Raw genomic sequence first — 16,353 nt, forward strand, 5'->3', positions numbered from 1 at the left:
TCCATTGGCCGACCCGCGTTTCCGCGGATACTTTGGCTCGTATCGGTATTCCTTCCAACTTCTGGCGCCTTCCTATCATGCACCGAACGCTCTTTACCCGAAATGGGTTCACGAGGGAGTGCGTCTCCGCGCTGTTTCTTCTGTTCGTCGCGTTCGGCGCCTGCGCCTCGCCACGTCCATTCGGTGGCGTCTCCGGCGGCAGCGCGATCGTCGGGCCAGCCAACGGCTCGCTCGTCATAGTGGGCGGCGGCGCGATGGGACCGGAGCTTTACAAGAAGTTCATTGAACTCGCGGGCGGCCCGGATGCTCCGATTGTCGTGGTCCCCACGGCCGGCGGCGATTCGGTGTACCCCGCCGACTGGGTGGGCATTCGTGCGCTACAGGCCGCGGGCGCTCGGCACGTGACCGTGCTGCACACCCTGAGCCGCAAAGAAGCCGACAGCGAAGCGTTCGTGGCACCGCTCCGCTCCGCAGGCGGTGTCTGGTTCCCGGGCGGACGCCAATGGCACCTCGTGGATTCCTACCTCGGCACCCGCACCGAACGAGAGTTCCACGCCGTGCTCGCGCGCGGCGGAGTCGTTGGTGGATCGTCGGCCGGTGCGTCTATCATTGCCAGTTACCTCGTGCGTGGCGCCCGCGAAGGGAACACCGTGATGATGGCCCCTGGCTACGAGCAAGGGTTCGGTTTTCTGCGCAACGCCGCCATCGATCAGCACGTCGTCGCACGCGACCGGCTTGAGGATCTCCCCGAGGTGATCGCCAAACACAAAGAACTCATCGGCATCTCCGAGGATGAAGGCACCGCGTGGGTCGTCCGCGGCGATCAAGCCGAAATTATTGGCCGCAACAAAGCGTTCGTGTACGGTGGCTCCGACGCCAATGATCCCGGCAAACCATACCTCACGCTGCGCGCCGGCGACCGCTACGACCTCGCCAAACGCACCGTGACGCATCGCGCGAGCGCCGACTCGCCACTCACCGCCGCGTTCATCGATTCGCTCTTTGCCGATTACGCCAAGCCCGGTACGCCCGGCGCCGCCGTGCTCGTCGCACAAGACGGCAACATGCTCGTCAACCGCGGCTACGGGTTGGCCGATGTCAATGCCAACGCCGCAGTCACCACGCGCACCAACTTCCGACTCGCGTCCGTCACCAAGCAGTTTACCGCCGCCGCCACGCTACTCCTCGTGAAGGACGGTAAACTCACGCTCGACGAAACACTCGCCGACATCTGGCCCGATTTCCCCGCGTATGGTCGGCGCGTCACGGTCAAACAGCTCCTGACGCACACCGGCGGCCTGCTCAGCTACGAGGACTTCGTTCCCGACTCGCAAACGCGCCAGACCAAAGATGCCGAAGTTGTCGACATGATGAAGCACGTCGACAGCACCTACTTCGCACCAGGCTCGCAGTTCCGCTACAGCAACACGGGCTACGCGGTGCTCGCAGAGATCGTCGCAAAACGGAGCGGCATTCCCTTTGCCACGTTCCTACGCGACCGCATCTTCGTACCGCTCGGCATGCACAAGACCATCGCCCGCGAAGATCGCGGCGGCCCCGTCCTGATGCGTGCGTACGGACACTCAATGGTCGACGGCAAATGGCAGCAAACCGACCAGAGCAACACCAGCGCCGTCCTCGGCGACGGCGGTATCTACAGCTCGGTGGACGAACTTTTTCGATGGAGCGAAGCGCTCTATAGCGACGAACTTCTCCCAGCAGCGCTCCGCACGCAGGCCTTCACCAATACGGTTCTCACCGACGGAAAAAAGAGCGGATACGGCTTTGGGTGGTTTGTCGATCCCTACCGCGCCCTGCCGCGCCTCTTTCACACGGGCAGCTCGCGCGGCTTTCGCACGGTGATCGTGCGCTTTCCGACCATGCACGCCACCATCATCATTCTCACAAATCGCAACGAACCGTCGCCCGAAGGCATCGCCAATGCAATTGCCGACCGACTGCTCTTCACGCAGGGCGACGCACGCTGGGAAAAACAAAAGTTCGCCTCCACGTCGAGTTGCCGGAGTCTGAGTGCCGTAAGCGAAACGGTCGCGTGGGCCGGTTGCACCGGCGGCAAAGTGTTTCACACCTCCGACGGCGGCGCCACGTGGATGGTAGACAGCGTTCCCGGCGCCGCGCGACTCGACTTCCGCGGCATCAAGGCCTTCGACGCCAACACGGCGGTCGTCAGCAGCGCCGGTCCAGCCGAACAAGGCCAAGCGCGCATTTATCGCACCACCGATGGTGCCAAGAGCTGGCAACTCGCGTGGAGCGACTCCACCAAAGGCATCTTCCTCGACGGCCTCGCCTTTTGGGATGCGCTCCACGGTTTCACCTTCAGCGATCCGATCGACGGCAAGCTCGTCATCTTCACCACCGATGACGGTGGAAAAAGTTGGCAGCGCGTAAATGCCGCAAACATTCCCCCAGTCATCGCAGGCGAAGCAGCGTTCGCCGCCAGCAACACCCAGCTCACCACGCAGGGTGAGAAGAACGCGTGGATCGCGAGCGGCGGGGGCGTGGAAGCGCGTGTCTATCGCACCACCGATCGCGGGCGCACGTGGCACGTGAGCGGCACCGGCATGCCGGGCGGTGCGAGCGCCGGGTTGTTCGGCATTGCCTTCAGCGATGCGCGCAACGGACTCGCCGTCGGCGGCGATTTCAACATCGCGCGCGGCCTCACCGATTTTTCCATTCGCACTTTTGATGGTGGCGTCACCTGGCACCCCGCCGGCCGGCCCGACGGTGCCACGCAAGGGCTTCACCTCGTGCCGGGCTCCTCGCCGCCCATGTTTGTGGGCGCCGGCGCTTGGGGCACCGCCATCTCGCGCGACTTCGGCACCACCTGGCAGCACGGCGACACACTCACCGCGTGGGGCATCGGCTTCGTATCGCCGACCACCGGCTGGGTCGTGGGACCGCGCGGTCACCTATCTCGCTTCCGGGGATCATCCAAATGACCTACGATCTGCGTGGTGGAAAATTCCCGCGACTCGGCACGGGCGCACTCCGGCTCGTGGCCAAACTCGCCGAAATGCCGGTCCTCGGCCCGCTCCTCATTGAGAAACTCAAGAACGACGGCGGACTCACCAGCATTCGGAACCAGTTTCCCAACGAAGCGCCCACGCTCTTCCCGCATCTCGACGCCGATCCGCGCGCCGTGCCGCCCCTCGTGCATGAATCGGAGCCGTCGAGCATTCCGGGATTTCATTATCCGGGGCTCGACGACTATCACACTGCCTTTCGCACGGGTCAGGTCACACCCGTGGAGGTCGCCGAGCGTTTTCTTGCGCAGCAGAAGGCCAGTGACAGTGGGCCGAAGCCATTGCGCGCGTACATCGCCATCAACGCGGAGGATGTACTCGCTCAGGCCCGCGCGAGCGCCGAACGCTGGCGCGCCGGAACAACGCTTGGGCTCTTCGACGGCGTTCCTGTTGCGATCAAAGACGAAATGGATGTCGCCGGCTACCCGACCACCGTCGGCACCAAGTTCATTGGCGGCGAACCAGCACGCGAAGACTGTACCGCCGCCGCGCGGCTCCGCGCGGCCGGCGCCGTGATCACCGGCAAAACCAACATGCACGAGATCGGTATCAACGTCACCGGTCTCAATCCGCACCACGGCACCACACGCAACCCGTACAACGACGGCTTTCACACGGGAGCGTCTTCGAGCGGTTCGGCCACAGCGGTCGCCGCCGGACTCGTCCCAATTGCGATTGGTGCCGACGGTGGTGGCTCCGTGCGCATTCCCGCCGCACTGTGCGGACAAGTTGGGCTCAAAGCCACCTTTGGGCGCGTCAGCGAGTTCGGGGCGTATCCGCTCTGCTGGAGTCTCGCGTACATCGGCCCCATCACCACCTCCGTCGCGGATTGTGCGCGCACCTACGCCATCATCGCCGGCGCCGATCCGCGCGATCCGCACTCGCTCGGCCATCCCAGTGTCGCAATCGACAGCGCCGCTCCCGGCTCTCTCGCCGGCGTGCGACTGGGCGTGTACTGGCCTTGGTTCCGTGACGCGTCACCCGACGTCGTGCAGCACTGCGAAACGCTGCTCCGCGATCTCACCAACCGCGGCGCCACACTCGTCGACGTCGACATCCCCGAGCTCGAATCGCAGCGCGTTGCGCACATTGTCACCATCACGAGCGAAATGGCGTCGTCGATGATGCGCCATCTCCCCCGCCATCAACACGATTTCGGGCTCGACGTGCGCGTCAACATTGCCGTCGCCCGTTCGTGGCGCGCACAAGAGTACGTGGCCGCACAACGCATCCGCACGCGCGCACTGGCCATCTGGGCCAATGCGCTCGCTAATGTGGACGCGATCATCACCCCGACCACCGGTCAGGCCGCGCCGCGCATCAACGAAGCCGCGCTCCCCGACGGCGAATCAGATCTCACCACCACCGTGCAGATCATGCGCTTCGCCTTCGCGTCCAACCTGACGGGACATCCGGCCATCACCGTTCCCGCTGGATATGACAAACAAGGACTCCCTGTCGGACTGCAGGTGATTGGACGTCCGTGGGGTGAACAACTGCTCTTCCGCGTGGCTGCTGCTGCCGAACGCCTCGTCGAACGTCGCGGTCCTCAGCGGTACTATCCGCTCCTCGGCGCCTAACCATGTTCATTGCGGCCCTCGGCTTTGCACTCGTCATCGGCATCCTTCTCGGAATGCTGGGCGGTGGTGGTTCTATTCTCACGGTGCCGGTGCTCATCTACGCGCTCGGATTCGACCCCAAGCTCGCCATCGCCATGAGCCTCCCGATTGTGGGGTTCACGAGTGCCATCGGTGCTTGGCGTCACTGGCGCGCGGGCAACGTCGATGTGCGCCAAGCCTTGCTATTCGGCATCGTGGCAATGACGGGCGCGTATGCCGCGGGCCGCGCCTCTCGTGGCATCGACCCGCGAATCCAACTTGCCATTCTTGGCGTGGCAATGACCGGCGCCGCGATCTCGATGTTGCATTCCGCGTCCAATGACGCTGCTGCGCGCCCGGCGGAGACCAAGAGCTCACCGTGGTTTCTCTACGGAGTCGGACTCGCCGTCGGCGTCCTCACTGGCGTGGTGGGTGTTGGCGGCGGATTCCTTATCGTACCGGCACTCGTCGTTCTCGGCGGCATCCCCATGCGCCAAGCCGTCGGCACTTCGCTGATGGTCATTGCCATGAACTGCGCTGCCGGCTTTGCTGGGCAGGCGGGTCACCAGCCCATCGACTGGCGTTTCGTTGCCACATTCAGCGTGGTAGCCACCGGCGGTATTGTCAGTGGTGCGATGTTGCTCTCGTACGTGAAACAGCAAACACTCAAGCGCGCGTTCGCCGTACTGCTCCTTATGATTGCCGCTCTTATTCTTTGGCAAAACCGCTCCCTTCTCGGTCTCTCATGATCTTTCGACGCTTTTTTGACGCCGGCCTCGCGCAGGCGAGCTATCTCATTGGCTGCGAAAGCACCAAAGACGCCATTGTCATAGATCCCAACCGCGACGTTGAGCAGTACATCGCTGCCGCGGCCGCCGAAAAACTTCACATCCGCTATGTCACCGACACACATATCCATGCGGATTATGTGTCAGGCGCGCGCGAACTCGCCCACCTCACCGGCGCGGCGCTCCATCTGTCGGCAGAGGGTGGCAACGACTGGCAATACGCCTTTGCCGCGCAGGATGGTGTCGCGCTGCTCCACGACGGCGACGTCCTCCGTATTGGACGCATTCGCGTGGATGTCCTACACACGCCGGGACACACGCCTGAACATCTTGCCTTTTTGGTGACGGATGAAGCGATGAGCGATCGCCCCGTGGGGATTGTGAGTGGCGATTTCGTATTTGTTGGCGATGTCGGACGCCCCGACTTGCTCGAACGCGCGGCCAACTTCGCCGATACCATGCGGGACTCCGCACGGGTCCTCCATCGATCGCTCGAACGTTTCCGCGCGCTCCCCGACTATCTCCAACTCTGGCCTGGCCACGGCGCCGGCTCGGCGTGCGGCAAGGCGCTTGGCGCGATGCCGCAATCCACCATTGGGTACGAAAAAATCGCAAACTGGGCCCTCGCCCCACGGAGCGAAGAGGCATTCGTCGAAGAAGTACTCGCCGGCCAGCCCGAGCCCCCGACGTATTTCGCCGATATGAAGCGCATCAATCGCGATGGTGCGCCCATGCTGAACGGCTTGCCGCACCCACCGATGCTTGATGGCGCCGTGCTTGCCGATACACTCGCCAGCGGCACGCTGGTCATCGACACGCGGAGCACCGATGCCTACGCCGCAGGGTTTGTCCCCGGCACACTGAACGTCCCGCTCAGCAAAGCGTTCTCGACCTACGCTGGGTGGTTCGTGCCCTACGATACGCCCGTCTGTTTCATCGCGGACTCCAGCGCCGACGCCGATCTCGCCGCCCGCGAGCTCGCGATGATCGGCCTCGATCACTTCGCGGGGTGGTTCCCGGCGAGCGCCGTCGGCGACTGGGCCACCGGCGGCCGCACCCTCGGAGAGGTGGAGCAGCGACACGTTAGCGACATCACACTGCCGATCAGTAACGACGTCGTCGTGATCGATGTGCGCAATCGCTCGGAGTGGGAACACGGCCATATCCCCGGCGCCATCCATATACCGATGGGCCACCTACCGCGTCGACTCGCCGAAATTCCGCGCGGACGGCCGATCGTTGTGCACTGCCAAGGCGGATCCCGTTCGGCGATCGGCTCAAGTGTCCTTCTCCGGAGCGGCATCGATGATGTGCACAACCTGCGCGGCGGTTTCGCGGAGTGGGAACGGCAGGGGAAACCCATCGTTCTCGACTAGCACTCGGTCACATTGTCCGACTGCTCTATCACAAAGTGTTCAGATTCGTCATGTCACTGCCGATATTCTGATGCGGAGGTCTCCATTTGGCCTCTCTATCGCGGTCCCCAGGAAGGTGGGCCGTATGTAGTGCATTCGCTGGACACGGAGATGGAGCGTCATGGACGACAGGCACCACGCACTCGACGCGGCAACGCGTCAGGTGTTCACCGGCATCACACGCTACACGTGGATCGCGTTCGTCGCGCTCCTCGCGATTAGCGCGGCAGAGCTGGCGGTGTTTGCCTCGCATCGGCAGTCGCGCACCTTCGCGCTTCGGAGCCGTGATGCGGTACGACTAGCCCGAACGGCTGAACTCGCCGCCGCCGATCGTGACGCCAATCTTCGGCTGTACCTCCTGTCGCACCAGAAGGCACTCCTCGCGCGCGAAGATACCGACCGCATCACGTTACAGAGCTCGCTCGACTCGCTCGAACTCATGACCGCTGGTCAGACGGCCCAACAGCGGCGCGTGCGCGACATCGCGCGTTCGTTGGCCGCGTGGGAGAGCGGGTTCGCCGAACCGGTCCGCACAGGACAGCCGCTCAACGCCGCGGCCAGCACGGTGCTTTTCCAGCCGGTTCGACAACGCCTCGCTGACCTCGTGGCCATCGAAGAAGAGGCGTTCGACGTGCACGTACTGCGAGACGAGTCGTCGGCCGGCATGGGTGCGGCAATCATGCTACTCCCCCTTCTCGCGCTCGCCATCATCGTCGTAGCCCTCGGCCGAAACGTGCGAGCACAAGCGCTGGAACTCCTCGATCAGCATCAGCAGGTGCGATTGCAGTCCGGTGAACTCGAAACGCAGGTAGCCCGTCTCAAAAAAGCAAACCGCGAACAAGCCTTTGCCGTGGCCGCCGCGGAGGATGCCCGCGAGCAAGCGCGACACGACGCCCTCGAGCGCTCGCGCGCCACGGCCATGCTCGACGCAGCACTCGCCAGCGCCCCGATGGGCTTTGCCTTTGTAGATCGGAATCAGCGCTACGTCACCGTGAACCGCGCACTCGCCGCCCTGCGTGGCGTGAATCCGGAGTCGCTGATGGGGTGTGCGGTCGCCGACGCCCTTCCTCCGGAGTTGGCCACGGCGGTGTCCGAACAAATCGCCGAGGTGCTCGAAACGCTCCGTCCACACCTCAACGTGCGCGTCGAATCACCGCCGGTCGGCGGCCATCGCCTGTCCTGGATCGTGAGCTGCTATCCCGTGCTCGCTAGCGGCGATGATCTCCGAGGCGTGGGAGTCATGATCGTGGACATCACCGATCGTGCCGAACTCGAAGAACAGATCCGGCAGTCGCAGAAGATGGAGGCCGTTGGTCGCCTCGCCGGCGGTGTGGCGCACGACTTCAATAACCTCCTCACCGTCATTCGGAGTTACGGCGATCTCGTATTACTCGAGACCGCAGAATCCGATCCGCGGCACGAGGATCTCCTTGAGATCCGGAGCGCGGCCGATCGCGCTGCCACGCTTGCGCGGCAGCTTCTCGCCTTCAGCCGCAAGCAGGTGCTCATTCCAAAAATTCTCGATCTCAATGAAATCGTCACCGGCCTCGAATCCATGGTCAGTCGATTGCTGCCCGAGGCCGTCCGGCGAGAACTCCGCCTCGGCACCGACCTCTATCGCATCAAGGTCGATCCCGGGCACATGGAGCAGGTGCTTCTCAACCTCGTGATCAATGCCGCCGACGCCATGCCTAAGGGCGGGCAGCTCACGGTGGCCACGACGAACATCGTCCTCGATGCGGAAGAAGCGGCGCGCGCACCCGACGCGGCGGCGGGCGAGTATGTACTCGTATCCGTCAGCGATACCGGTACCGGAATGGATGACGCAACACTCCACCGAATCTTCGAACCGTTCTTCACCACCAAACCGACGGGCAAAGGCACCGGACTCGGCCTCAGTACGGTGTATGGCATCGTCAAGCAGGCGGGTGGATTCATACGGGTCACGAGCGTCGTCGGTCAGGGCACGACCTTCCGCGTCTACTTCCCGCGCACCCGCGATCTCCCCGCACGCCCAGCACGGAGCCGCGAACCCGGCGCACCCGTGGAGTACGCCACCGTGCTCATCGTCGAAGACGAAACGGGCGTCCGCTCCACACTGTCGCGCATTCTGCAACGCACCGGCTACGCCACGCTCGAAGCGGCCCACGGTGGCGCCGCGATGCGACTGGCCAAGGAACACCCGCAGCGCATCGACCTCGTCATCAGCGACCTGATGATGCCGGGGATGAATGGTCAGGAGTTCATTGAACGATTCTCCGGGCTGCATCCGGAGTCCCAGGTGTTGTTCATGTCGGGCTTCACGGACGACGAGGTCCTGAGCAAGGGACTCTCGAAACAGAAGAATTTCATTGAGAAGCCGTTCACCGTTGAACAAATCACGAGCAAAGTGCGTGACGCACTTGAGAGGACATAGCATGCAGATCAGCGAGTTCGCCTCCACCCGCGTGCTCATCGTCGACGACCAGGAACATGTGCGTCGCTGGGTTCGCTCCGTACTCAAAGGCGCCGGTATCACCGACGTCACCGAGGCCACCGACGGCAAGGGCGCCTTCGACATCGTCACCCGAAAGGATGAACGCTTCGACCTCATTCTCTGCGACCTCCGGATGCCCGGCCGCGACGGAATCGAGACGATCCGCAGCCTCTCACCGCTGCATCTCGATACGGCCATCGCCATCATGAGTATCGAAGAAGAGCGCGTCATCGAAACCGCCGGTATCCTCGCCGAAGTGCAGGGGCTACACCTGCTCGGTACCGTCTCCAAACCCCTCACGGCCGCCAAACTCACCCCGCTCCTTGAGCGGATGCGTGAGCACGAAACGCAGCGCCGGTCGCCAGCAGCGGCGGCCACCGTGATCGAACCAGCCCTTGAGCATGAGCTGCGCTCGGCCTTCGAGCTCGGCGAGCTGACGATGGCCTATCAACCCAAGATCCGGATGCTCACCGGTGAATTCGCCGGCGTTGAGGCGCTCGTGCGCTGGAATCACCCGCAACGCGGGTTGCTCAGTCCGGCGTTCTTTGTGCCGGCCCTTGAAGCCTCCGATGAGTTCTCCCCTTGGCTCACCGACTTTGTACTCGAACACGCCATCAGCACGGCGGGACGTTGGCGACAGTCCGGGCGCGAACTTCCAGTGGCGATCAATCTGTCGGTGCGGGCCTTCGACCAGCTCGACCTCCCCGAACGCGTCGAACTCTACGCCCGCGATGCCGGTGTCCCCGCCGAGTGGATCACACTCGAAATCACCGAAACGCAGGTAGAACGCGACGAAATTCGCCTGCTCGACGTCGCCACCCGTCTCCGGCTCAAGGGCTTCAATCTCTCGATCGATGACTTCGGCACGGGGCAGTCCGGGCTCTCCAAGCTGCACCGGCTCCCCTTCAATGAGCTAAAAATCGACCGCCAGTTCGTCCACGGCGCTTCGCATTCAAGCACACAGCGCTCAGTGGTCGAGGCAAGCCTGGCTCTCGCGCGCAGCTTGCGCATGACGGCCGTCGCCGAGGGAATTCAGCAGCGCCCAGACTGGGATCTGCTGGTCGGGCTTGGCTGTGAGGTCATGCAGGGGTTCTTCGTCGCGAGGCCGATGTCCGAGGAGGGACTCACCGCGTGGACGGCGCACTGGAAGAGCACTGCGGGTGAGCGGCTGCAGTGATTGAGTCACAAGACGTTCGAAACCTCTTGCGACAAAATCGAAAGGCCGAGCGACTCGTGAGAGCGCTCGGCCTTTCGTCCTTCTGTCGTCCCACTGCGCCCGGACGCGTCGCAGGCCGACGCCAAGACGATACAACAATCAGTGGTCAATGCGCAATAGTGAATGCACAATTTCGCGACACCAATATTTCGCGGCAACACCAGGCGCGGCACCACGCGGCACCACGCGTTGACGCGCGACGATGCGTTGGGACGCGCTACGACGAAAGATTCGCCGTCACATTCGTCATCGCGCCGCCATTCACGACGCGCGTATAGCCGAGTCGCTGCAGCGTCTCACGCGCTGCCGCAGAACGTCCGCCACTCGCGCAGTACACCAAGATGCGCGCATTGCGCGCAATTTCGGTGCGCGCCGGCAACGTCTCGTGAATGCCGTCCACCGGCATACACACCGCGCCCGGCACATGCCCGAGCCAAAACTCAAGCTTCGAACGAACATCAATGATGTGATCAATCGGCTGCTGCTGAAACGACGGCATGCGATCCTCAGAGGAAAAAGTCTATATGTGAATGTATAGTTATATAGTATTTATGCAAGCCACCACCCGAAACACGCCTTCTATATGTAGCTTTGTGGCATGCGACGAACGGCACCCGCCGCGGAGCCCACGCTCCTCCACGAATTCTTCATCCGCGCCGCCGCGCGATGGCCGCAACACGTCGCCATCGACATCCCCTCCGGCGCGCTCCGCCCGGTCCGGCATCGCACCACGTACCAAGAGCTCGACCGCCAGTCCGACGCCATCGCCCACCGCATCGCACCGGCCGTCACCGGCGAATCCGTGGTCGCCGTCCTCCTCCCACGTTCCTCCTCCCACGTCTACGCCGCCCAACTGGGCGTGATGAAAGCGGGCGCCGCGTATACCTGCTGCGACCTCGCCTTCCCCGACGAACGACTCCGCGACATTCTCGCCGACGCCAACCCCGTCGCCGTCCTCACCGACGCCGGCGGTCGCACCCGCGCTATCAATGCGGGCATTCCTGCCGATCGCATCGTCAACGTTGTCGAACTGCTCCACGCCAACCCCAATCCACCGGCCTTCACCTCACCGGCCTGGCTCACCGAACGCAATCTCGCCTACGTCATCTACACGTCGGGAACCACCGGACGCCCCAAAGGGGTGATGATCGAGCACCAGAGCGTCGTGAACCTCGTCGGCTCCGACATCCCGTACTTCCAGCTCTCCGAACGTGACCGGTGCGTGCAATGCTCCTCGCCGGCCTACGATTCCTCCGTCGAAGAGACCTGGATCGCCTTCGCCGTCGGCGCCACCCTCGTTGTCATGGACGAACACGACGCGCGACTCGGCCCCGACATCGTCCCCTGGCTCCGGCGCGAACGCATCACCTTCTTCTGCCCGCCCCCCACACTCCTCCGCGCCTCCGGCTGCAACGATCCCGCCGCCGCGCTCCCCGAACTCAAGTACGTCTACGTCGGCGGCGAAGCACTGCCGCAGGATCTCTCCGATCGCTGGGCCGGTGCCTGCGCCCTCGTGAATGGCTACGGCCCCACCGAATGCACCGTCACCGTCACACGCGTGCAAATGCGCGTCGGGCAACCGGTCACCATCGGCTCCCCAATCCAGAATGTGAACGCCTGGATCGTCGACGATGCGCTCGCCCCAGTGCCCGACGGCACCCAAGGCGAACTCGTGATCGGCGGCATCGCACTCGCGCGTGGCTATTGGAAACAGCCCGAACTCACCGAGCAGCGATTCCCAACCCATCCGACCCTCGGCCGCCTCTACCGCACGGGTGACCTCGCAACTCGTAACTCCGACGGCGCCATTGTCTATCACGGCCGCGGCGACGCCCAAGTCAAACTGCGCGGCTATCGCATTGAACTCGGTGCTATCGAGTCCGCCCTCACTGCCTGCGATGGGGTTCGCGAAGCCGCATGCACCGTGCAGGGCGCCGAAGGTCGGCAAGTGCTCGTCGCGTTTATTGTACCAGATCGCGCCGACACGCCACCCGAGAGCGACTCGCTCCTCCAATCGCTCCGCACCTCGCTCCCCGACTACATGGTGCCCAAGCGCATCGGCGTACTCGAAGAGCTCCCCATCTCCAACAGCGGCAAACTCGACCGCAAAGCACTCCCCCGCCTCGACGACGCCGCCGACAACGCCGCCGATCCGTCCACACAGGACGATCACCCCACCGGCGAGGCTCCGCGCACTGCCACGGAATCGCGCATCGTCACGGCCATGCGCCACGCACTCGAGAGCCGAGGCCACGTCGGGGTCAACGATGACTTCTTCACTCGGCTCGGTGGCGACTCCCTTAGCGCCGCCGTACTGATCACCGCACTCCGCGAACACAGCGACACCGGCGTCCTCGACGTGCGCGACGTCTACGAAGCGCGCACCGCCGCCGCCCTCGCGCAACGCGCCGCCGCCGCAACTGCTCGCGCCAGCAACGGCGCCACGCCAGACGAAAGCGCAGCCGAACGCGCCACCACCGCCAACGCGCCGTCCCCAGACCGCAATGTCACCGGCGCCACGCTCGTGCAAGTCGCCTGGATCCTACGACGCATGGTGTTCGGCTCCGTCGTCGCTTGGTTCCTCGCCTTCGAAGCGTTCCCCTACCTCGTTTCCACCGTCGGACTCGTAAAGCTCCTGCTGCTCGCCGCGCCCCTGTCACTCCTTGGCATCGCCATTTACGCACCGCTCTCCGTACTGATCGCCAAGTTCACCAAGGAATCGCTCATCGGCCGCTACACCGCATGCCGCGCCGATGCGTGGAGCAGCCTGCACGTCCGCAACTGGATTGTGCAGCAGACGGTCAAAAGCATTCCCTGGTGGCTCATCGAAGGCACCGAGTTTCAGTCCATGGCACTGCGCGCGCTCGGCGCACGCATCGGCAAGCGCGTTCATATCCATCGCGGCGTAGACCTTCGGCAGGGCGGATGGGACCTCCTCACCCTCGGCGACGACGTCTCCCTCGGCCAGAACGTGTCGCTGCGTATCGTCGAACTGGATCAAGGGCAGATCGTCTTTGCGCCCGTCACCATTCGGGATCGCGCCACCGTTGAGGTACACAGCGGCGTGGGCGGCAACACCGCCATCGAAGAAGACGGCTATCTCTCAGCCGGCTCCTCACTCTCGCGCGGCGATGTCATTCCGCGCGGAAAACGGTGGGAAGGACTCCCCGCTCGCCCCGCCGGCGCGTCGCCGACCCAGCCGAACGTACCGGCCGATCAGCGCCAACTCTCGCCGGTGTCCGCCGCCTTGATGATGTTCGCCGCGCGCATCGCGCTCTCGGCGTTCATTGCACTCCCCACCGCACTCATCGCCATCACCGTCACCGTCGTGCGCGAAGTCGACACCCAAGGCTTCCTCGACTGGCTGTACGTCGATTCTACCAACGCCGAGATTATGCTCTCGTGGGTGCTCATCAGCATCCTCTCAGTGCCGATCGCGCTTGTGATGGAAGCGCTCGCCTGCCGCGTGATGGGCCGCGTGAACGAAGGCGTCATCGGGCGATGGACACCCGGCTATCTCCGCGTCTGGCTCAAACCGGTGCTCGTGGACAACGGATCTCGTTGGCTCTACGGCACCCTCTTCTGGCCGTCGTGGCTCCGACTCGCCGGAATGAAAGTCGGCACGGGCTGTGAAATCAGCAGTCTCATCGACACCGTCCCCGAACTCGTCTCCATCGGCAGCAAGACCTTCTGCGCCGACGGCATCTACCTCGCCGGCGCGGTGGTGCATCGCGGTACCGTCTCAGTGGCGCACACATCCATCGGCGCCGACTGCTTCCTCGGCAACGGCGCCATCGTCGAATCCGGCGTGCATATGCCCGACGACACACTCCTCGGCGTTTGCACCGTCGCCTCGCGCGCAGAACTTCGGTCTGGTTCCGCCTGGTTTGGCAATCCACCGTTCGAACTTCCGCACCGCGAAGTCATCGCATTCGACTCCGCTTTCACGTACGATCCCTCCCCGCTCCGCTACGCCTTCCGCGTCTGCTGGGAACTCGCCCGCTTTGCCGTCCCCGCCATTCCCGCGATGGTCGCGGCGTTCTGGTTCAACTGGCTCGCGGCCGAAGAAACGCTCTCGCTCCCCGTGCTCGTACTGTTCGCCGTCCCCGCCGTCACCCTGTGCGCCGCACTTCTCGTCACTCTGCTCATCATCGGTCTCAAGTGGGCGATGCTCGGCAAAGTGCGCCCCGGCGTGCATCCGTTGTGGAGTTCGTGGGCCAGTCGTTGGGACCTGATGTGCTTGGCCTGGAATGTCTTTGCCTCCGACATCGTCTCCGCGCTCGACGGCACGCTCTTGCTCAACGTGTTGCTGCGCCTCGTCGGCGTGCAGATCGGCAAACGGGTCCTCCTCGGCGCCGATTTCGCCGAAGACCTGCCCGACCCCGACATGCTCACCTTCGAGGACGGCGCCACCGTGGACTGCCTTTTTCAGGCGCACACGTTCGAAGATCGCGTGCTCAAAATGGATCGCATCACCATCCGACGCGGCGCAACGGTGGGACGCAACGCCGTTCTGCTGTATGGCGCGGACATCGGCGCTAACACACGCGTCGCCGCTCATAGCGTGGTGATGAAGCACGAGCACCTGCGCCCCAACCGCACCTACGCCGGCTTCCCCACCCGTCCCATCGACGGCGCCGAACGGTGACCCACGCATCATCGCACGCCGAGTCCGAGCGGCACCGTGCGGTGATGGAGGCGGCGGACGCTACGTCCGACTCGCACCGCAGTTCGCACCGCAGTTCGCACCGCAGTTCGCACCGCAGTTCGCACCGCAGTTCGCACCGCAGTTCGCACCGCAGTTCGCACCGCGAGCGATATCTCGCACTCGATGTGGCGCGCGGCTTCGCCGTTCTCGGCATGATCTGGATGCATCTCGTCCCCGCCGACGGCGCCACCACGCCGCTCGGTAATGCCGTCACGATTCTCACCCGTTTTCTCGAAGGAAAATCGGCGGCGCTCTTCTGTGTGCTCGCCGGCATCGCGTGGGAACTGCAAGCACAGCGCGTAGAATCGCCGCGCTACTTCCTGCGCCGCATCGTCACCCTCGCGTTGTTCGGCCTCGCACTGCACCTCGTGTGGCCCACTGAGATTCTCATTCCCCTCGCGCTGATGATGGCCGTCGCGCTGACAGTGCGCGCACGAGGAAACGCCGCACTCGTGGCACTCGCCGCTGTCACGGTGTGCGCCGCGCCACTGTTGCAGGCATGGCTCCGCCCCGAGATCGCCGCCGACTGGAGTTGGGGCGTCGGCGACACGCACCGCGCCGAACTCGGCGCCAGCTGGGCGACCGTGCGCTTTTTGTTGATCGACGGCAACTATCCCGTCATCCCGTGGCTGCTCTTCGCCATCGCCGGCATGCGCCTCTTCGCCAACGGTCTCCCCGCGCGAGCGCGGATGCGGCGCTGGTTCATGGTGTCACTGTTTGTGCTCGTCGACTTGCAGTGTTGGTCGTGGTGGACGCGTACCCACCCATCAGCGCTTGGCGCGGCGCGTTTTTTCCTGACAGACTCTTGGATTCCCACGACCCTTCCATTTGTCGTGCTCAGCGGCGCTGCCGCCTTTGTTCTTTTGACGGGATTGTTATCGCTCAATCCAACTTGGATTCGGCGGCGGCTCGCATCGGTTGGCGCGCTCGGCCGAGCGTCGCTCACGCATTACGTGGCGCACATTCTGATGGTGTATCTACCGCTACGGGCCCTGTGGCCAGACGAACTCTGGCCAGTCCGGTACGGCGTTGCCGCGCTCTTGGTCTACGTGATCGCCGCCCTGCCGCTATCGGTGCTCTGGTTTTCACGATTCCGTCACGGGCCTCT

9 protein-coding genes are annotated in these 16,353 nt (G+C 64.0%); 8 read left to right on the plus strand and 1 reads right to left on the minus strand.

All coding sequences use genetic code 11. From position 1 onward, the window contains the following. Window positions 1-77 precede the first annotated feature (77 nt). The 6 genes from NTZ43_15570 to NTZ43_15595 all read left to right on the plus strand — a co-directional run bounded on the left by NTZ43_15570 (window position 78) and on the right by NTZ43_15595 (window position 10,498). On the plus strand, window positions 78-2,960 hold the full coding sequence (locus NTZ43_15570; GenBank protein MCX5768637.1) for a serine hydrolase: 2,883 nt from the start codon (window positions 78-80) through the stop codon (window positions 2,958-2,960). After that, window positions 2,957-4,624: an amidase gene (locus NTZ43_15575; GenBank protein MCX5768638.1), complete on the plus strand. Its 1,668-nt coding sequence runs from the start codon at window positions 2,957-2,959 to the stop codon at window positions 4,622-4,624. Before NTZ43_15570 ends, NTZ43_15575 begins: the two co-directional genes overlap by 4 nt. A gap of 2 nt (window positions 4,625-4,626) precedes the next feature. Beyond that, a complete protein-coding gene (locus NTZ43_15580) occupies window positions 4,627-5,391 on the plus strand; it encodes a sulfite exporter TauE/SafE family protein (protein MCX5768639.1) in 765 nt (254 codons plus the stop codon). Further along, the gene (locus NTZ43_15585; GenBank protein MCX5768640.1) at window positions 5,388-6,806 is read left to right on the plus strand and encodes an MBL fold metallo-hydrolase; all 1,419 of its coding nucleotides are present in this window, start codon (window positions 5,388-5,390) and stop codon (window positions 6,804-6,806) included. Before NTZ43_15580 ends, NTZ43_15585 begins: the two co-directional genes overlap by 4 nt. A gap of 160 nt (window positions 6,807-6,966) precedes the next feature. Next, complete coding sequence (locus NTZ43_15590; protein ID MCX5768641.1) at window positions 6,967-9,261, plus strand: ATP-binding protein; 2,295 nt, start codon at window positions 6,967-6,969, stop codon at window positions 9,259-9,261. A gap of 1 nt (window position 9,262) precedes the next feature. Next, window positions 9,263-10,498 (plus strand): EAL domain-containing response regulator, encoded by a 1,236-nt coding sequence (locus NTZ43_15595; protein ID MCX5768642.1) that lies wholly within the window; start codon window positions 9,263-9,265, stop codon window positions 10,496-10,498. 256 nt (window positions 10,499-10,754) lie between these two features. Here the strand turns inward: NTZ43_15595 and NTZ43_15600 are convergent, their stop codons facing one another. Next, window positions 10,755-11,036 (minus strand): rhodanese-like domain-containing protein, encoded by a 282-nt coding sequence (locus NTZ43_15600; protein ID MCX5768643.1) that lies wholly within the window; start codon window positions 11,034-11,036, stop codon window positions 10,755-10,757. A 99-nt stretch (window positions 11,037-11,135) separates the two neighbouring features. Between NTZ43_15600 and NTZ43_15605 the strand changes: the two genes are divergently transcribed. After that, window positions 11,136-15,185 (plus strand): amino acid adenylation domain-containing protein, encoded by a 4,050-nt coding sequence (locus tag NTZ43_15605; protein ID MCX5768644.1) that lies wholly within the window; start codon window positions 11,136-11,138, stop codon window positions 15,183-15,185. Beyond that, window positions 15,182-16,353, plus strand: a 1,172-nt coding sequence (locus NTZ43_15610) for a DUF418 domain-containing protein (protein ID MCX5768645.1), incomplete at its 3' end; no start/stop codon positions are given. The genes NTZ43_15605 and NTZ43_15610, both read left to right, overlap by 4 nt.

The organism is Gemmatimonadota bacterium, from assembly GCA_026387915.1.
In the GTDB taxonomy this organism is placed as follows: Bacteria; Gemmatimonadota; Gemmatimonadetes; order Gemmatimonadales; family Gemmatimonadaceae; genus Fen-1231.